This window comes from Marinobacter sp. DS40M6 (genome assembly GCF_028581595.1).
Lineage (GTDB): Bacteria > Pseudomonadota > Gammaproteobacteria > Pseudomonadales > Oleiphilaceae > Marinobacter > Marinobacter salarius.
In genome coordinates this window covers 582,800-600,212 of sequence record NZ_JAFCAE010000003.1, presented here as the reverse complement: position 1 = coordinate 600,212, position 17,413 = coordinate 582,800, and the positions used below count along the sequence as shown (strand labels likewise).

At 56.7% G+C, this 17,413-nt stretch carries 14 protein-coding genes; 7 read left to right on the top strand and 7 right to left on the bottom strand.

Annotation, left to right across the window (positions count from 1 at the left end; genetic code table 11):
• Positions 1 to 81 precede the first annotated feature (81 nt).
• Positions 82 to 954: a MurR/RpiR family transcriptional regulator gene (locus JJO78_RS10375; protein ID WP_007155673.1), complete on the bottom strand. Its 873-nt coding sequence runs from the start codon at positions 952 to 954 to the stop codon at positions 82 to 84.
• A gap of 214 nt (positions 955 to 1,168) precedes the next feature.
• On the opposite strand from JJO78_RS10375, the gene zwf reads away from it, so the two are divergent.
• From zwf to JJO78_RS10360, 3 genes are read left to right on the top strand one after another with little or no spacing between them, the layout of a single operon-like run.
• Positions 1,169 to 2,644: a glucose-6-phosphate dehydrogenase gene (gene zwf / locus JJO78_RS10370; protein WP_036205105.1), complete on the top strand. Its 1,476-nt coding sequence runs from the start codon at positions 1,169 to 1,171 to the stop codon at positions 2,642 to 2,644.
• Complete coding sequence (gene pgl / locus JJO78_RS10365; RefSeq protein WP_273623659.1) at positions 2,637 to 3,350, top strand: 6-phosphogluconolactonase; 714 nt, start codon at positions 2,637 to 2,639, stop codon at positions 3,348 to 3,350. Before zwf ends, pgl begins: the two co-directional genes overlap by 8 nt.
• 37 nt (positions 3,351 to 3,387) lie before the next feature.
• Complete coding sequence (locus JJO78_RS10360; RefSeq protein ID WP_091641413.1) at positions 3,388 to 4,035, top strand: bifunctional 4-hydroxy-2-oxoglutarate aldolase/2-dehydro-3-deoxy-phosphogluconate aldolase; 648 nt, start codon at positions 3,388 to 3,390, stop codon at positions 4,033 to 4,035.
• Between the two features lie 453 nt (positions 4,036 to 4,488).
• Here JJO78_RS10360 and pyk read toward each other — a convergent pair whose 3' ends face one another.
• Together pyk and gap are read right to left on the bottom strand one after the other, a co-directional pair.
• A complete protein-coding gene (gene pyk, locus JJO78_RS10355; RefSeq protein WP_041335519.1) occupies positions 4,489 to 5,937 on the bottom strand; it encodes a pyruvate kinase in 1,449 nt (482 codons plus the stop codon).
• Positions 5,938 to 6,007: 70 nt separating this feature from the next.
• Positions 6,008 to 7,015, bottom strand: coding sequence for a type I glyceraldehyde-3-phosphate dehydrogenase (gene gap, locus JJO78_RS10350; RefSeq protein WP_036205115.1), 1,008 nt, complete (start codon positions 7,013 to 7,015; stop codon positions 6,008 to 6,010).
• Between the two features lie 168 nt (positions 7,016 to 7,183).
• Between gap and edd the strand changes: the two genes are divergently transcribed.
• Together edd and JJO78_RS10340 are read left to right on the top strand one after the other, a co-directional pair.
• Positions 7,184 to 9,004, top strand: a complete 1,821-nt coding sequence (edd, locus tag JJO78_RS10345; RefSeq protein WP_036205117.1) for a phosphogluconate dehydratase — start codon at positions 7,184 to 7,186, stop codon at positions 9,002 to 9,004.
• The gene (locus JJO78_RS10340) at positions 9,001 to 9,966 is read left to right on the top strand and encodes a glucokinase (RefSeq protein ID WP_041335516.1); all 966 of its coding nucleotides are present in this window, start codon (positions 9,001 to 9,003) and stop codon (positions 9,964 to 9,966) included. The genes edd and JJO78_RS10340 overlap by 4 nt, the downstream gene beginning before the upstream one ends.
• A 12-nt stretch (positions 9,967 to 9,978) precedes the next feature.
• Here the strand turns inward: JJO78_RS10340 and JJO78_RS10335 are convergent, their stop codons facing one another.
• On the bottom strand, positions 9,979 to 10,713 hold the full coding sequence (locus JJO78_RS10335) for a nitroreductase family protein (protein WP_041335514.1): 735 nt from the start codon (positions 10,711 to 10,713) through the stop codon (positions 9,979 to 9,981).
• Positions 10,714 to 10,799: 86 nt separating this feature from the next.
• On the opposite strand from JJO78_RS10335, the gene JJO78_RS10330 reads away from it, so the two are divergent.
• On the top strand, positions 10,800 to 11,435 hold the full coding sequence (locus tag JJO78_RS10330; RefSeq protein WP_273623612.1) for a uracil-DNA glycosylase family protein: 636 nt from the start codon (positions 10,800 to 10,802) through the stop codon (positions 11,433 to 11,435).
• 23 nt (positions 11,436 to 11,458) lie between these two features.
• Here JJO78_RS10330 and JJO78_RS10325 read toward each other — a convergent pair whose 3' ends face one another.
• A complete protein-coding gene (locus JJO78_RS10325) occupies positions 11,459 to 13,213 on the bottom strand; it encodes an ABC transporter substrate-binding protein (RefSeq protein WP_273623610.1) in 1,755 nt (584 codons plus the stop codon).
• Positions 13,214 to 13,620: 407 nt separating this feature from the next.
• Between JJO78_RS10325 and JJO78_RS10320 the strand changes: the two genes are divergently transcribed.
• Complete coding sequence (locus JJO78_RS10320; RefSeq protein ID WP_085680135.1) at positions 13,621 to 14,739, top strand: porin; 1,119 nt, start codon at positions 13,621 to 13,623, stop codon at positions 14,737 to 14,739.
• Positions 14,740 to 14,922: 183 nt separating this feature from the next.
• On the opposite strand, the gene glpD is transcribed toward JJO78_RS10320, so the two are convergent.
• Entirely contained in the window at positions 14,923 to 16,452 is a 1,530-nt protein-coding gene (gene glpD / locus JJO78_RS10315) for a glycerol-3-phosphate dehydrogenase (RefSeq protein ID WP_085680137.1), read from the bottom strand.
• Positions 16,453 to 16,651: 199 nt separating this feature from the next.
• Positions 16,652 to 17,410 carry a DeoR/GlpR family transcriptional regulator gene (locus JJO78_RS10310; protein ID WP_007155657.1) on the bottom strand — a complete coding sequence of 253 codons (759 nt, stop codon included), beginning with the start codon at positions 17,408 to 17,410 and terminating at the stop codon, positions 16,652 to 16,654.
• Positions 17,411 to 17,413 lie beyond the last annotated feature (3 nt).

Sequence of the window (17,413 nt, the reverse complement as noted above, 5' to 3'; positions counted from 1 at the left end):
GGGTGAGTTTTCAGGGGGAGGAGGGGCGTAGAAGGATGAGACACTAAATCAGTGGCTTTGCTACCTTTGAAAGCCGCGCGTTTAGGTCATTGGGAAGCGGGTAGGTTTCAGGCTTTCCTTGATTTTTTTCAGATGGCCCAGGAAATCCGCCCCGCGCTTGAGGGTGACGCCGGTCGCGAGGATGTCGATCACTGTCAGGTGAATAATACGAGAGGACATCGGCATGTAAACCTCGGTGTCCTCCGGCGCCGTTACTTCAATGACCACCGTGCAGACGTCTGCCAGTGGCGAGTCAGGCATGGTGATGCCGATAACGGTAGCGCCGTTGGTGCGGGCGTGCTGTGCAATTTCAACGGTTTCACGGGTGCGCCCGGTATAGGAAATAAGCACGATGACATCGCCCTTGGTGGCCCCTGCGGCTACCATGCGCTGCATCAGGGCGTCATCGTACGACATGACCGGGATATTAAAGCGGAAGAACTTGTGCTGGGCGTCCATGGCAACCGGTGCGGAGCCGCCCATGCCGAAGAAGTTGATCTGCTTGGCCTGGATCAGATAGTCGATGGCCGACGCCAGTGCTTTTGGATCAAGGGCCTGACGTGCCTTGTCGAGGCTGGCAATGGTGCTGAGCATGATCTTGTCAGAGAACTCTGCGACAGTGTCGTCGGGCTCCACGTTCTGACCAATGTACGGCGTGCCAGTGGCAATGCTCTGGGCCAGGCGTATCTTGAAATCGGGAAAGCCGGTGGCTGAAAAGCCGCGACAGAAACGGTTGACGGTCGGTTCACTGACGTCCGCCGCCCTGGCCAGAGCGGCAATGCTGTAACGGGTGGCGGCACTTGGGTCGCGAAGAATCGCCTCGGCAACCTTGCGCTCTGATTTATTGAGCGTGTCCAGTCTTAGCTGGATATCTTCGAGCAGGTTGTCATCGCGTTGCGCCTGGTTCGCAGCCATTTGGGATACTCCCTGAATCATCGGCGTTCTTGTGAAAATCCGCGCTGATTATAGCGTGTTTTTGGTAGGTTTGTGGTAGTAAAAGTGTCATTAATTGGAAAATATCCTTGGAAAATTTCATTTCGGGTGTCATTATTTGCATAAAATTACTACATTGACGCCTCGAGTCATGCGGCGGTGTATTGCTGCATGAAAACAAAGAGAGAAGGAACCGATGGCTGATCCGATAAATACCCGCTGTGACCTGATGATGTTTGGTGCGCTTGGTGATCTGGCGCAACGCAAACTGTTTCCCGCGCTGTATCAGCTTGAGCGGGCCGGACTGCTCCACAAGGGCACTCGTATTCTGGCAATCGCGAGAAACAAGGCAGACAGCGGCGAGGTTCGTAAGACGCTTCTTGGCAAGTTGAAAGAGCATGTCAGGAAAGATGAGTTTGATGCCGACGTGGCCGAGAAATTCCTGCAGCGCGTGGATTACCAGTTCCTCGATTTCACCAACCCTGAAGGTTACAGCGTTCTCAATGACTGGCGCAGCAAGGAGCCCAGCAATCTGATCGTCTACATGGCCACACCACCGGCCATGTACGGTGAGATTTCACGCAACCTCCGGGGAAATAACTGTTGCGACCAGAACACCCGGGTGGTTGTAGAGAAGCCGATTGGTCACGACCTTGAGTCGTCCAAGGTCATCAATGACGAGCTGGGTGAGGTTTATAACGAGAACCAGTTGTTCCGTATCGACCATTACCTGGGTAAGGAAACGGTACAGAACCTCATCGCGCTTCGGTTTGCCAACAACCTATTCGCTTCCCAGTGGGACCAGAACCATATTTCCCATGTTGAAATTTCGGTGGCTGAGAGCGTCGGTATTGAGGGCCGCTGGGGCTATTTCGATAAAGCCGGTCAGGTTCGCGATATGGTTCAGAACCACCTGCTTCAACTCCTGTGCCTGATCGCCATGGATCCACCTTCGGACCTGTCGGCAGACAGTATCCGCAATGAGAAGGTGAAAGTGCTGAAGGCGATGCGCCGTATCACTCCCGACATGATGGATACGCATGTGGTTCGCGGGCAGTACACCGCTGGCACCAGTGGCGGAAAGCCCGTGCCGGGCTATCTGGAGGAAGAGGGCGCGGCGCGCGGCAGCAAGACCGAAACCTTTGTGGCCCTGAAAGCCGAGATCGATAACTGGCGCTGGTCTGGCGTACCGTTCTACATCCGTACGGGTAAGCGCCTGCCGGAGAAGCTGTCGCAGATCATCATTCACTTCAAACCGGCGCCACACTACATCTTCGACCCGGACCAGAAACACCTGGCCAACAACAAGCTCATCATCCGTTTGCAGCCGGACGAGGGTATGTCCCTGCAAATTCTGACCAAGGACCAGGGGCTGGATAAGGGAATGCGCCTGCGCCAGGGGCCATTGGAGCTGACGTTCTCGGAAACCTTCGAAACCGACCGTATCCCGGATGCTTACGAGCGTCTGCTCTGGGAGGTCATGAAGGGTAATCAGTATCTGTTCGTCCGTCGTGACGAAGTGGAGCACGCCTGGCAATGGGTTGACCAGATCATGCGCAACTGGGACGACAGTGGCATACCGCCAAAACGCTACGCCGCAGGAACCTGGGGCCCGGTTGCCTCCATCGCCATGATTACCCGTGACGGAAGGAGCTGGTATGAAGATGCATGACCTGAATCTGCCGGAGTCAGTGGATGCGTATTTTTTCGACACCCCTGGTGATACGGCGGTTGCGCTGGCGGATGCAGTCGCAAAACACCTCTCGGAACGGCTGCTGATTGCACCCCGCGCCAGTCTGGTGGTGTCTGGCGGCTCAACCCCGCTGCCGTTTTTCGAGGCCTTGCGGGAGAAGCCGTTGGATTGGGCGCGCATTGACGTGCTGTTGGCGGACGAGCGCTGGGTCTCCGAAGACGATAACGACAGCAATACCCGCCTGGTGCGGGAAAGTCTGTTACAAGGCCCTGCCTCGGAAGCTCGGTACCTGTCCCTCAAGCAGTCAGGCGACACGCCGGCTGACGGCTTGGCGGCCGCGGAAACAGCCCTTGAGGAGCTCCATCTTCCGCTGGATGTGCTGATCCTGGGTATGGGCAACGACGGCCATACGGCGTCATTGTTTCCAGATGCGCCGGAGTTGGATCAAGCCCTTGATACGGATTCGGCTGCCATCGTGGCCCCCATGACGCCACCTTCCCAGCCCCAGAAGCGCATTACGCTGACGCTGCGTGCCCTGAGCCGTGCGGGTTTTACGGCATTGCACCTGAAGGGGGACGACAAGCTGAAAACCCTGCAGGGTGCCTGCAGCGATATCGAAAACATCCGCGAAATGCCCATCCGCGCTTTCCTGAAACCGGGGCTGCAGGTTTATTGGAGCGCTTAAGGCTGTTCGCCCGAGATTTGTTATACCGGAGATATGTATGAACCAATTGTCTGACTTCCACCGCGAGCGCGTCCAGGCGGTCTTGAACGCTTCCCCGCTTGTTCCGGTGATTACCATTAACCACCCGGACGAAGCGCTGCCACTGTGTCAGGCTTTGGTTGATGGTGGCATTCGAGTACTGGAAATCACCTTGCGTACCCCTCATGGCGTGAAGGCCATTGAGCAAGTACGAAAAGCGATCCCGGATGCCTGGGTTGGGGCGGGCACGGTCACCAGCATTGCCCAGTACCGGCAGGTTGAAGCCGCCGGCGCTCAGTTCGTGATCACACCGGGTGTCACCGAGGCCATTCTGGAGTTTGGTGTGACTTCGGAAGCGCCGTTGCTGCCGGGCATTTCAACGATATCGGAGCTGATGGTTGGCTACAACCTTGGCTACCGTGAATTCAAGTTCTTCCCAGCCGAAGTCGCCGGCGGTATCCCCGCCCTGAAGGCTTTCTCTGGCCCTTTCCCGGACGTTACCTTCTGCCCGACCGGCGGTATCCGCCGCAACACTGCCAAGGACTATCTGGCCCTTAAGAATGTCTCGGCCGTTGGTGGCACCTGGTTGACCCCTGGTGATGCCGTTGCTTCCGGTGATTGGGGGCAGATTTCTGAGATTGTTCGTGGGAGCCTTGCTGACCTTTAAGTTTTCCTATTGGTCTGTAGCCTCATTGATTGGAGTTTTCGCGGTTGGTGGCAGGGCCGTTCGGGAAACGCTACGAGCACATCCATGTGCGCTTGGAATTGGCCATCCGTGGCCAATTACATTCCCGAACGGCCCTGTCACCAACCGCTTGTTCTGACTCTTAAGATAGCGCTTTCGGTGCTTTGGTCATGTATAAGGTGTGGATACGGCAAGTGTTTTAAGCAGATATAAGATTCGGCACGAATAACACGAACGCTAAAAGTGCTGTCTGGCGATAACTGGTCAGTTCAAACAAGAGGCTGCGGGGCGGGGCTTCCCAAAATGTAATTGGCCAGGGATGGCCAATTCCAAGCGCACATGGATGTGCTCGTAGCGGTTTTGGGAAGCCCCGCCCCGCAGCCTCAAGGCACCAAAACCATCAGGCTACAAAAGACGACACCTCCCAATTCCCGTCTAGCGAATATCAGCCCCAACACGAACAATCTTCATAGTGTTCGTGCCGCCCTGGGCATTCACATAATCGCCCTTGGTAATCACCACCAGGTCACCCTCTTTGACGGCCCCCATCCGAACCAGCTCAGCCACCGCGCGCGAGTTTGTCTGCTCGGGCGGAATCGTCGCCGAATCAAAGGGTACCGTCTGTACACCACGGAACATCGTTACCCGATGCTGGGTAGAGTGATTGCGCGAGAAGGCAAAAATCGGAAGGCTGGATTTGATGCGCGACATCAGCAGGGGAGTGGCACCGGTTTCCGACATGCAGATAATCGACGTCACACCATCCAGGTGATTGGCCGCGTACATGGCAGACAGGGCGATCGCCTCATCCACATGTTCCATGCTTTCATGAATGCGGTGCTTGGACTGATGCATCGACGGATGCTTTTCTGCGCCCATGCAAATTCGCACCATGGCTTCCACCGCTTCCGTGGGGTAGTCGCCGACCGCCGTTTCTGCAGACAGCATGACCGCGTCGGTGTAGTCCATCACCGCGTTCGCCACGTCGGAAACCTCCGCCCGGGTCGGCATCGGGTTTTCGATCATCGACTCCATCATCTGGGTGGCGGTAATCACCACCGTGTTCAGGGCGCGGGCGCGGTTGATGATGTGCTTCTGAACGCCCACCAGCTCGGCGTCGCCAATCTCAACAGCGAGGTCGCCCCTGGCCACCATAACCGCGTCCGACGCATCGATGACCGCATCCAGGGCGGCGTTATCGTGGGCCAGTTCCGCGCGTTCAATCTTGGCAACCAGGCGTGCTTCCGAGCCAGCTTCCTTCAGCAGGCGGCGGGCAACGTGCATGTCTTCGGCAGTGCGTACAAACGACACCGCGACATAATCGGCGCCCAGGCGGGCGGCGGTTTTGATGTCCTGCTTGTCTTTCTCGGTCAGGGCTTCGGCGGAGAGGCCGCCGCCGCGCTTGTTGAGGCCCTTGTTGTTGGACAGGGGGCCGCCGATAAGAACGCGGGAGGAGATGCTGGTGCCGTCAACGGACTCGACTTCCATCTCGATGCGGCCGTCGTCCAGTACCAGGATGTCGCCTGGCTTGACGTCTTCAATCAGTTGCTCGTAGTCAATGCCGACGCGCTCTTCATTGCCGGCTTCCTTGTCCATGCTGGCGTCCAGGATAAACTGCTGGCCGGCCTTGAGGGTCACCTTGTTTTCCGCGAAGCGCGCGATACGAAGTTTTGGCCCCTGGAGGTCGGCGAGCAGGGCGACAAACCGGCCGTTGGCGGCGGCAGATTCCCGCACCCGCAGGGCGCGTTGGATGTGGTCTTCCGCACTGCCGTGGGAAAAATTCAATCTCGTAACATCAACACCTGCAGCAATAATAGCTGACAGTGATTCCGGTGAATCGGTGGCGGGGCCGAGAGTGGCGACGATCTTGGTGCGCCTTAACATGGTTCCAGTTTCCTTTTGTTTTTCAGTGAAGCTTTCCGGTTGTGCTGGACGAAATGGCAGGTGAGCAGAGTTACTGGCTCGCCTTTTTCATCAGTGCAACAGCGTTGTCGAGCATCCGGTTGGAGAAGCCCCATTCATTGTCGTACCAGGCCATGACTTTCGCGTGACGGCCCATGGCCCGTGTGTGATTGGCGTCGAAAATGCTGGACAGGGCGTTGTGGTTGAAGTCCACACTAACCAGTTTCTCTGCGTTGTAGCCAAGGACCGGGTTGTTTTCCGCTGCAGCTTTCACGACCTCGTTGATTTCTTCCACGGTGGTGTCGCGGCTGGCGATGAAGCCGAAATCCACCAGGGAAACGTTGATAGTAGGAACCCGCACGGCCAGTCCGTCAAGTTTTCCGGACAGTTCCGGGATCACCTTGCCAATGGCTGCGGCTGCACCGGTTTTTGTCGGGATCATGGACTGGGTGGCCGAGCGCGCGCGATACAGGTCAGAGTGGTAGACGTCGCTCAGTTTCTGGTCATTGGTGTACGAGTGGATCGTGGTCATCAGGCCACTCTCAATGCCAATTTTCCTGTGCAATGCTTCAACAACCGGTGCCAGGCAGTTGGTGGTGCAGGAGGCGTTGGAGATGATGTTGTGTTCGGCGGTCAGAACGTCGTCGTTGACCCCGTAGACAACCATCGCGTCGGCGTCAGAAGAGGGGGCTGAGATAATGACTTTGCGTGCGCCGGCTTTGAGGTGACCCTCTGCCTTGTCACGGGCGGTAAACAGGCCAGTGCACTCGAAGACCACATCCACATGGTAGTCTTTCCACGGCAGTTCTTCGGGGTTACGGATGGCGGTGATGGCGATGCGGTCACCGTTGACGGAGAGTGATTCGGCATCGTGGTTCACAATGCCGTTGAAGCGACCGTGAACGCTGTCGTATTTGAGTAGGTGAGCGTTGGTTTCCGCGTCTCCCAGGTCGTTGATGGCAACCACCTGAAGCTCATTTCGGTAGTCGTTTTCATAAAGTGCGCGGAGAACATTGCGGCCAATGCGACCAAAGCCGTTAATTGCGATACGAATAGTCATGTTCTGGCTCCAGATTTGTTTGTTTATTGTTCGTTTCAGTTTCTGATGTAGTAAATATAACAACAAATAATGGAAAAATGAATGACTGGCGGGTGAAAGTGGCAAAAAAAGAAAGTAAACTTACGGGAATAAAAAAGTAATTAGATAACAAGTTTCAGGAGACCCACTATGCACCCGACCGTAGACGCGGTTACCAAGCGGATCATCGAGCGCAGTCGCGCTACCCGGCAGGATTATCTGGACAGGATGGGCGAGCTCAAAGCCCAGTCACCCCAGCGCAGCACGCTGTCCTGCGGCAACCTGGCTCATGGCTTTGCCGCCTGTAACCAGTCCGATAAAGACACCCTCAAATTCATGAACAAGGCCAATGTGGCCATTGTCTCCGCCTACAACGACATGTTGTCGGCCCACCAGCCTTATCAGGACTTTCCGGACGTGATTCGCAAGGCGGCCAACGGAATGGGCTCGGTGGCGCAGTTTGCCGGTGGCACCCCGGCCATGTGTGACGGTGTGACCCAGGGCCAGCCGGGCATGGAGCTGAGCCTTTTTTCACGCGACACCATCGCCATGAGTACGTCGGTCGCCCTGAGTCATAATATGTTCGATGCCACCATGTTGCTCGGCATCTGCGACAAAATCGTTCCTGGTTTGCTGATCGGGTCGCTGAGCTTCGGCTACCTGCCGACCATTCTGGTGCCGGCTGGTCCCATGCCGTCTGGGCTGCCCAATAAAGAGAAGCAGCGCATTCGCCAGCTCTACGCCGAGGGCAAGATCGGTAAAGACGAGCTGCTGGAGGCGGAATCCCAGTCCTACCACAGCCCCGGTACCTGCACGTTCTATGGTACCGCCAACAGTAATCAGCTTCTGGTGGAGGTAATGGGGCTGCATCTGCCAGGGTCGGCCTTCGTGAACCCGGGTACGCCACTACGTGAAGCCTTGACCCGTGAGGCAACCGAACAGGTTATCCGGCTGTCCAAGCCCCACGGAGGCACGTTGGGTCTGGGCGACATGGTGGACGAAAAGAGTATCGTGAATGCGCTGGTGGCGCTGCTGGTGACCGGTGGCTCCACCAATCACACCATTCACTGGATCGCCATCGCCCGAGCCGCCGGCATCATTGTCGACTGGAACGACTACTCCGAGTTGTCATCGGCGGTACCTTCGATGACGCGTATTTATCCCAACGGCCAGGAAGACGTGAACGCCTTCCACGAAGCGGGGGGAACGCCGTTCCTGATCCGTGAGTTGCTGAGTGCCGGTCTGCTTCATAATGACGTTGAGACGGTTGTGGGGCATGGGCTGGAACAGTACGCACGAATGCCGGAACTGGAGAATGACAAGCTGGTGTGGAAGCCGGCGCCTGAGAAAAGTGCCAAGCCGGATGTGCTGAGTACGGCGGCGGAGCCCTTTGCGCCGGACGGCGGGTTGCGGGTTCTGGATGGCAATCTTGGCCGTGGCGTGATCAAGGTGTCGGCCGTGGCGGAGGAGCACCGCGTAGTGAAAGCACCGGCTGTTGTGTTCAATGACCAGAACGAACTCAAGGCGGCCTTCGATGCGGGTGACCTCAACCGCGATTGCGTTGTGGTGGTCCGGTTCCAGGGCCCGAAAGCCAACGGCATGCCTGAATTGCACAAGCTGACGCCGTATCTTGGTGTGCTTCAGGACCGTGGCTATAAGGTTGCGCTGGTTACCGATGGTCGCATGTCCGGAGCGTCCGGTAAGGTGCCGGCAGCCATACACGTCTATCCGGAAGCGGCGAATGGTGGGGAGCTTTGCCGCGTGCGCAATGGCGACGTGATCAATCTGGACGCGGTTGCCGGAACACTGGAGATTGAGGTGTCGGCTGAGGAATTTGCCAGCCGCGAGGCAGAAAAAGCGGACCTGAGCAGTTATCATCACGGCCTGGGCCGGGAGCTGTTTGGCTGGATGCGCAAAGCCGCCAGCAACCCGGAAGAGGGCGCCAGCTTTTTCTGGAATCACGACGCATGACGAAAGACAACTACTCGCTGGTAGGAGACATCGGGGGTACCAATGCCAGGTTTGCTCTCGTTCGCTCCGGTGACGTTACCCCTGAGGCTGTTGAAGTCCTTGCCTGCGGGGACTACGACAATCTTGATGCTGCCATCGTTGATTACCTTGCCCGCTGCGGCGTAGGGGAGGTGCAGGATGTCTGTCTTGCGGTAGCATCGCCAGTCCAGGGTACCCAGGTGCGGATGACCAACAACCACTGGCGTTTCGACAGCGAGGAGGTTCGCAGGCGGTTTGGTTGGGGTGCGTTCAAAGTGATCAATGACTTTACTGCCATGGCCCTCGGGGTTCCCCATGTCAGTGCCGATAAGCTGGTCCACGTTTGCGGCGGCCCGGGCAATGCGGCGCGCCCCCGGCTGGTTATCGGTCCGGGTACCGGCCTGGGAGTGTCGGGGTTGGTTCCGTTGCAGCATGGCTGGGTGCCGCTGATGACTGAGGGTGGTCACGTGGACTTTGCCCCGACAGACGACACCGAGATGGCTATCCTGCGGATTCTGAAGGCCCGGTTCGGTCGCGTTTCCGTCGAACGTATCCTGTGTGGTCAGGGTTTGCTGAACCTTTACCAGGCCCACGCAGAGATACAGGGCGTGGCCGCCCCCCTGGATGCGCCGGAGAAAATAACCGCCGCCGCGTTGGATCAGTCTGATCTGCTTGCCCGCCAGACTTTGCGGCACTTCTGCGAGATTCTTGGGCGCGTTGCCGGCAATGGGGTTCTGACTCTCGGCGGCACTGGGGGTGTTTACCTGTGCGGAGGCATTCTCCCCAGGTTCATCGATTTCTTCCTGGAAAGCCCGTTCCAGAAAGGTTTCGAAGACAAGGGGCGGATGCGTCCCCTGCTGGAATCAACACCGGTTTACGTGGTGATGGATGGGTACACCGGTTTATTGGGGGCTGCCGAAGCGCTGGCCAACCCGGAAGTGTAGTCCGGCGCTCATTCACAGGTAGTGAATGAGCGTATCCCTCTCAAAGCGGTATTGGCGGTTATACACGCCCTTGTCTGAGCGTTTCCCCGCCGCCAGTACCATGGTCACCAGGCCCTTTCGCGGTAGCTTCAACAGCCGTCTTACCCGGCATTCGTCAAAGCCTTCCATGGGGCATGAATCGTAACCGTGAGCCCTCAGCGCCAGCATCAGGTTTTCAGCCGCAAGTGCGGTGGATTTTGTGGCCCAGACTTTCATCTCACTCTTTGAATAGGGGCCCCTGGGAACAGGGCGGGAAAGGCCTACAAACAATCCGGCGGCTTTCTTGGCGGCACCGAGCAGGCCGAAAGGCCCCTGGTTGTAGTGGATGGGTGCGATTCTGGAATAGTACTTCTCGACGATGCCCGGCAGCTTTTCCTCCGGCCATTGTTCCAGCGCCATACGGGAGTGCTCTCGCCAGGTGTCAGTACGGGCGACTACGACAATCAGTAGGGGAGCGGTTTTGGCGGCGTTCTGCCCAAGGCAGGCGTCGGCCAGACGCGTTTTGAGGTCTGGGGTCCTGACCACGAAAAATTCCCAGGGCTGAAGATTGCTGGAATTTGGCGCCAGCATGGCCAGCTCAAGGCAATCATCCAGCACGTGTTCCGGCACCGGCTCGTCGGTAAATCGGCGTACTGAACGCCGGCTGCGAACAACCTCGCGAAACGCATTCAGGGTGGCGTTGGAGTCAACATCTGACTTGGCATTCATGGGCGGAGCAGTCCTTGTGCCGTTCTCGGAATCGTCGATTTGTGGCTAACGGGTTGAGGCTTTATGGTTACGTTAAGTGGCTGTGTATGCAATGGCCTATTCTTCTGGAGTGGTTGGCACAAATGACCAGTCTTTATTCCCGGATGCCGCTTGGTGAATTGGTGGAGAACGTTCGCCAGTGCCGGATCTGTGAAGCTCAGTTGCCCCTCGGGCCCCGGCCGGTGGTCCAGATCTCGCAGTCAGCGCGTTTGCTGGTGGTGGGGCAGGCGCCCGGGCGCCGTGTTCACGATACCGGATTGCCGTTCAACGACCCCAGCGGCGACCGGCTGCGTAACTGGATGGGCATTGACCGGGACACTTTCTACGACGAACAGCAACTGGCGATCTTGCCCATGGGGTTCTGTTATCCCGGCACAGGAAAGAACGGTGACCTGCCACCACGGCCGGAGTGTGCGCCTGCCTGGCGGGACCTGCTACTGGAACGCCTGGAGCATGTGGAGCTGACGTTGGTGATTGGACAGTACGCTCATGCCTGGCACTTGCCAGGGGCGAAAACGTCGGTGACTGAGCGGGTGAGGCAATGGCGGGAGGTGTGGCCGACCATGTTGCCGTTGCCACACCCCAGCCCGAGAAACAACCTTTGGCTACGGCGCAATCCCTGGTTCGAGCAGGAGGTTATTCCCGAGCTGCGCCGCCGGGTAAAGGATATTCTGGACGACTGAGCTCCCGGGTGTCTGTCGTACACCTATCGGGCTTCTTCCCAGCGCGCAAGAAGATCCTCGTAGCGAATGGTTTTCCCCGGTGGCTTTTCGTTCTTCAACTTCGGCTTCGGAGCTCCTGGTTGTGCGAGCCACCAGTCGCGACCTTTTGCATCGTCGTCTGATGCAATACGGGGTGGGCAATTCTTGACTGTGTAGTTGCGCTCCATCACCGCCATCGCCCTGTCCTGACTTTCGGCCAGTTTATCCATGGCCTGCTGTGCTGTGCGTTCTCCCGACATTGCATCGGCGATGTTCGGCCACCAGAGTTTGGCCAGTTTGGGATAGTCGGCGATATTAACACCGGTCGGTGTCCAGGCTTCACGGGCGGGGCTGCGGTAGAACTCCACCAGCCCGCCCAGTTCCGCGCTTCTGGCCTGTATTTCCGGGGAGTCCAGGTCCGATTCGCGAATCGGCGTCAGGCCCACGAGCGTTTTTTGAAGTGATACCGATTTTGAGACGGTGAACTGGGCGTAGAGCCAGGCCGCTTTCTGGCTGCGATCACTCATCACTCTGGGAATGGTCCAGGCGCCTACGTCCTGATAGCCGAGTTTCATGCCTTCCGACCAATAGGCGCCGTAAGGGGAGGGTGCCATTCGCCATTTCGGCGTACCGTCGTCATTGACCACGGGGAGCCCGGGTTTGGTCATGTCGGACGTGAAGGCGGTATACCAGAAAATCTGCTGGGCAATCTGGCCCTGAGCGGGAACGGGACCGGCCTCGGAAAAGTTCATCTCTGGCGCTTCCGGTGGCGCGTAGCTTCTGAGCCAATCTATGTACTTCTGCAAGGCATAAACAGCGGCCGGCCCGTTGGTGGCGCCGCCTCTCTTGACGGAGGAGCCAACAGGATGACATTCCTCCATCCGGATTCCCCATTCATCCACTGGCAGGCCATTGGGTAGCCCGGGGTCGCCAGCGCCCGCCATGGATAGCCAGGCATCGGTGAAGCGCCATCCAAGTGACGGATCTCGTTTGCCATAGTCCATATGGCCGTACACGCGCTCGCCGTCGATCTCCTTCACATGGACGGTGAAGAACTCGGCAATATCCTCATAGGCGGACCAGTTCAATGGCACGCCAAGCTCATAGCCATAGCGCTCCAGGAACTTTGCGCGTAACTCGGGGCGCTGGAACCAGTCGTAACGGAACCAGTAGAGGTTGGCGAATTGCTGGTCCGGCAACTGGTAGATTTTTCCATCCGGGCCCGTCACGAAGCTCAGGCCAATAAAATCCTTCAGGTCCAGCGTGGGCAACGTGTACTCGCGCCCCTTGCCTTCCATGTAGTCACTCAGTGCCAGTGCCCAACCGGTGCGCGCGTGGGTGCCAATCAGGTCTGAGTCGTTGACGAAGGCGTCATACCGACCCTTGGCAGCCATGATCCTTTGTAGGTTGACCTGCCGGATGACCTCGCCTTCCGGTTTCAGGTCGTGAGTCACCTTTATGCCGGTAATGTCGGAAAACGCTTTCGCGAGTACTTCGGATTCGTAACGGTGCGTTGCCAGGTTCTCTGACAGAACCGAAATCTCAAGGCCTTCCAGCGGCTTGGCGGTGTGTGCAAACCAGGCAAGCTCTTCTGCCTGTTGCTCCGTAGATAGCGTGGACGCCTGAAAATTTTCTGAAATCCACTGATTGATGACCTGCTTGCGTGCTTCCGGCAACGCACTAAACGTATCTGAACCGTGACCGGCTGCGCTGAAGCACAGCAGACAGGTGGTCGCAGCGACAATTGGCCATTTCCTCATGGAACACCTTTCTTGTTGTTAGTCACACGTGTTTTGTTGGTTTTACTACATTATTGAGAGTAATGTTCGTTTTGTGGTTCGTCAACGAAAATTTATCGACATTTCTGTATTTGTAATTAAGTCAACAAAAACAACAATATATTGATTGTTTCGTTGTTTTTTGCGCCATGCAAGGGCGCAGATTTCAGATAAAATATGTTCTAAAACTTTCCATTTTTTCTTTAGCGCGCTAGATTTGTTCTGTCTCGAAAACATAAAGCGGCCAAAAACCGCAATAAATGTTCGAGATGACAGTGTCTGTTAGCAAGAGGTAGCCCATCAAGTTATTGATATAAAGGTTATTTCAGGTTCCAACGAGAGGAAGTGCTGATAGGCCAGAAAATCTCAAACAATAATAGGAAGCTATCATGATCGAAAACAAAAACTGCGCGAATGTTAAGTCTTTCAAATTGTCTGCGCTGGCGGCCGGGGTTGCGATGGTTGCCGGAGCGTTTGCTGCGCCGGCATATGCTGATACCACGTTCGAATCCGACAGCGGTTGGAAAGCGGGATTCAACGGTCACATTCCAATCTTCGCGGTACTTGGCAACTACGACGATCCAACGGACGAAGACTCGTTTACCATCACCACAGGCTTTAACCCGGCTACGCTGCAAACCAACATCTACGCTCCCACTCAGAATGGCCTGGAAGTATCGGGTCACTTCCAGATGAACGCAGACATAGCGCCTGGTGATGCTAATGCGAATTTCCGCAGCCGCGTGTCCGAGATCGCGGTTGCCGGTGATTTCGGTCAGGTCAACATTGGTAAGGGCTTCGGGATCTTTGGTGTTCCAGCTATCGGGGACAACGGCAGTGCCCTGGGTGTCGGCCTGATCGGCGGCCCGGATCAGGTGGCTGCAACGGCGGGACGTATTGGTAATGGTTACTTCTACGCCAACTTCACGCCGCGTGTGATGTATACCTCGAATAGCCTGGGTGGTCTGCAATTCAAGGTGGGTGTATTCAGCCCCTCCAAGGTGGATGGCGTAGCTGATGCGGAATACAGCGCTCCCCGAATTGAGGGCAACGTGGTCTACACCGCGGATATGTTCTCGTTGTGGTCAAGTGCCTTTACTCAGGATGTAGACTCGAAGACCGGCACCTTTGACGACTACACCATGTCTGGTGTCGATTTTGGTGGTTCGGTGTCGCTCGGCAACCTGAATGTTCGTGGTAACTATTCCATGACGTCCGGTACCGGGAACGGCGTATTTGCCGCTCGCCTGGATCCGAACGAGGAAGACGCCAGTCAGTGGTACGTTGAGACGACATACGGCTTCAACCGCACCACATTGGGTGTCAGCTACGGCGAGGGTGAAGACGACATCAACTCGAGCGCGAACGATACGGATCTGACCATGGTGTTTGCGCGTTACGCCGCTACGGACGCCCTGACCCTGATGGCCGAGTACACGACGCTGGGCACAGAGGGTGGTCAGGGTGAATACGATGCGTTCATTGTTGGCTCACAGCTGACGTTCTGATAGAAGCGGAAGAGCCTTATACACCCTACTGACTGGACGAAGGATGGGGCAGGAAAAGCCGGGTGCCGTAAGGCATCCGGCTTTTTCGTATCCAGGGATACCGGGGAGTGCTTGCCAGTAAAGGGGCACAAAAAAGCTCCGGGCGGGGGAGGCCGGCCGGAGCGAAATGCCTGAGAGAGTGATTCAGGCGCTGTGGTGGAGAGCAACGGTTTGCGGTTGCGGGGTTGCCTGGGCTGATAGATATCTGTCCAGCTCCCGAACATCGTCTTCAGTGGCATAGAGCCCCTGTTTGGTGCGGCGCCAGAGAATGTCCTCCGACGTCATCGCCCATTCATGCTTGATAAGATACTCGACTTCGCGCTCGTAGAGTGTGCCGGCAAACCGAAATCCCAGATCCTGGATGGATTTTGCGTCGCCCAGAAAGTCGTATGCCTTGGTGCCGTAAGTACGCACGTAACGGCTGTATACTGCTTCGGGAAGCCACGGGTATTCTGCGGACAGGCTTGCCTCGAGAGTGTCGTGATTCTCGAAATCACCACCGGGCAGGATGCCTGTTTTCGTCCACGGACCGCGGGCGTGTGGGAAAAACTGGCAGAGTTTGTCCGTCGCAGCTTCCGCAAGTTTGCGGTAGGTAGTGATCTTGCCACCAAAGACGGAGATGACCGGTGCCTTGCCTTTTTCCCGGCTCACTTCAAATGAATAGTCGCGGGAAGCCTTTTTGGCATCTCCTTCTTCGTCGTCCATTAATGGGCGAACGCCGGAATAGGACCACACCACATCGCTTTCCGTTAGTTGGCGTTTAAAGTGCGAGTTGACGATATCCAGCAGATATTCGGTTTCTTCCGGTGATATTTTCGCTTTTTTCGGGTCGCCTTCGTAATCCACGTCGGTGGTGCCTACCAGGGAGAACTCGTCCTCGTAGGGGATGACGAACACAATGCGTTCGTCTTCGTTCTGGAGAATGTAGGCCTCGGTTTCCCGGTTGAGGCGAGGCACCACAATATGACTGCCCTTGACCATGCGAATGGTTTTTGGCGCTTTCATGGACAGGCTTTCGCTGAACAGCCGGCTTACCCAGGGGCCCGACGCATTGACAATCACCTTGGCGGAGACGTGGTGGATACTGTCGTCATTCATATCCTGAAGCGATACGTTCCATGAATCCGCGCCGCGCTCGGCATTGATGCACTTGGTTCTGGTCAGGATGGTGGCACCGCACTCCTGGGCTTTCTTGGCGGTTAGTACCACCAGGCGAGCATCATCCACCCAGCCGTCTGAATACTCAAAACCTTTGGTGATGTCCGACTTGAGCGGATCCTTCTCATCGAACTTTATGGAGCGCGACCCAGGAAGGACCTCTCGCTTGGCCAGATGGTCATAAAGGAACAGTCCGGTCCGGATCATCCAGGCGGGGCGAAGGTGAGGGCGGTGTGGCAACCGAAAGCGCATTGGCCACATGATGTGTGGCGAATTTCGCAGCAGCGACTCCCGTTCTGCCAGGGCTTCACGTACCAGGCGGAACTCGTAGTGCTCAAGGTATCGGAGACCTCCATGAATCAGCTTGCTGCTGCTGGACGAGGTGGCTGAGGCGAGGTCGTTCATTTCGCAAAGCAACACCTTCAGGCCGCGGCCTGCGGCGTCCATGGCGATACCTGTGCCGTTGACGCCACCGCCCACAACGACAACGTCAAATGTATTGTTCTCCTCGGTCATCTCGAGTCATCTCCTGACGCCAATGAAAGGACGCTTCCGGCGCTCTTTCCGATTTTCACAGAAACGTATACCCACATTATGCGAAAGCAAAATATATTCGTAAAGGAAAATACAGAAAAAAAACGAAAAAAAGTGGGCGAAGGCTTTGGGAGTCACGCTGCCAGGCTATGACTGGGTGATGGTTACGGCGATGGAGGGGTCAGACCAGGTGCAGTTCCACGTTGTTTTCACGCAGGAGCTGGCGGATTTCGACGGGAGGCGGTTCATCGGTAAACACATGATCTGCCTGGGCAATGCTGCCGAGGCGCACCATGGCGTTGCGGCCGAACTTGGAATGGTCCGCGGCCAGCAGTACCTGGCCGGAATTCTCGATGATGGACTGGGCAACCCGGACTTCCCGGTAATCGAAGTCCAGCAAAGAACCGTCACTGTGGATGCCGCTGATACCGATAATGCCGAAATCCATCTTGAACTGGTTGATGAAGTCCCGGGTGGCTTCACCCACGATGCCGCCGTCGCGGTTACGCACTTCGCCGCCGGCAATAATGATGTGGAAGTCTTCCTTGGCGGAAAGAATGGATGCGACGTGAAGGTTGTTGGTGACTACCTGGAGGTTGTTTTTCTCAAGCAGGGCCTTGGCAATGGTTTCCGTGGTGGTGCCGATGTTGATGAACATGGAGGAGTTGTCGGGGATCATGTCCACCAGTGCTTCAGCGATGCGCTCCTTGGCTTCCAGGTCCATGATTTTGCGAGCCTGGTAGGCCGTGTTCACCGTGCTGGAGTCGATGCCGGCGCCGCCGTGATGCCGGCGCAGTTTCTTCTGGCTGGCCAAGTCGTTCAAATCCCGGCGGATGGTTTGCGGCGTTACCTTGAACTGATCAACCAGTTGCTCGGTGGTCACGAAGCCGTTCTGCTGGATGAGCTCCATGATCAGGTCCTGTCGGCGTCGTTGTGCCATTCA

What these genes read in the sequence shown, in the direction of transcription:
- JJO78_RS10375 (WP_007155673.1), bottom strand. Translation starts at nt 954, where the DNA reads ATGGCTGCGAACCAGGCGCAACGCGATGACAACCTGCTCGAAGATATC.
- zwf (WP_036205105.1), top strand. Translation starts at nt 1,169, where the DNA reads ATGGCTGATCCGATAAATACCCGCTGTGACCTGATGATGTTTGGTGCG.
- pgl (WP_273623659.1), top strand. Translation starts at nt 2,637, where the DNA reads ATGCATGACCTGAATCTGCCGGAGTCAGTGGATGCGTATTTTTTCGAC.
- JJO78_RS10360 (WP_091641413.1), top strand. Translation starts at nt 3,388, where the DNA reads ATGAACCAATTGTCTGACTTCCACCGCGAGCGCGTCCAGGCGGTCTTG.
- pyk (WP_041335519.1), bottom strand. Translation starts at nt 5,937, where the DNA reads ATGTTAAGGCGCACCAAGATCGTCGCCACTCTCGGCCCCGCCACCGAT.
- gap (WP_036205115.1), bottom strand. Translation starts at nt 7,015, where the DNA reads ATGACTATTCGTATCGCAATTAACGGCTTTGGTCGCATTGGCCGCAAT.
- edd (WP_036205117.1), top strand. Translation starts at nt 7,184, where the DNA reads ATGCACCCGACCGTAGACGCGGTTACCAAGCGGATCATCGAGCGCAGT.
- JJO78_RS10340 (WP_041335516.1), top strand. Translation starts at nt 9,001, where the DNA reads ATGACGAAAGACAACTACTCGCTGGTAGGAGACATCGGGGGTACCAAT.
- JJO78_RS10335 (WP_041335514.1), bottom strand. Translation starts at nt 10,713, where the DNA reads ATGAATGCCAAGTCAGATGTTGACTCCAACGCCACCCTGAATGCGTTT.
- JJO78_RS10330 (WP_273623612.1), top strand. Translation starts at nt 10,800, where the DNA reads ATGCAATGGCCTATTCTTCTGGAGTGGTTGGCACAAATGACCAGTCTT.
- JJO78_RS10325 (WP_273623610.1), bottom strand. Translation starts at nt 13,213, where the DNA reads ATGAGGAAATGGCCAATTGTCGCTGCGACCACCTGTCTGCTGTGCTTC.
- JJO78_RS10320 (WP_085680135.1), top strand. Translation starts at nt 13,621, where the DNA reads ATGATCGAAAACAAAAACTGCGCGAATGTTAAGTCTTTCAAATTGTCT.
- glpD (WP_085680137.1), bottom strand. Translation starts at nt 16,452, where the DNA reads ATGACCGAGGAGAACAATACATTTGACGTTGTCGTTGTGGGCGGTGGC.
- JJO78_RS10310 (WP_007155657.1), bottom strand. Translation starts at nt 17,410, where the DNA reads ATGGCACAACGACGCCGACAGGACCTGATCATGGAGCTCATCCAGCAG.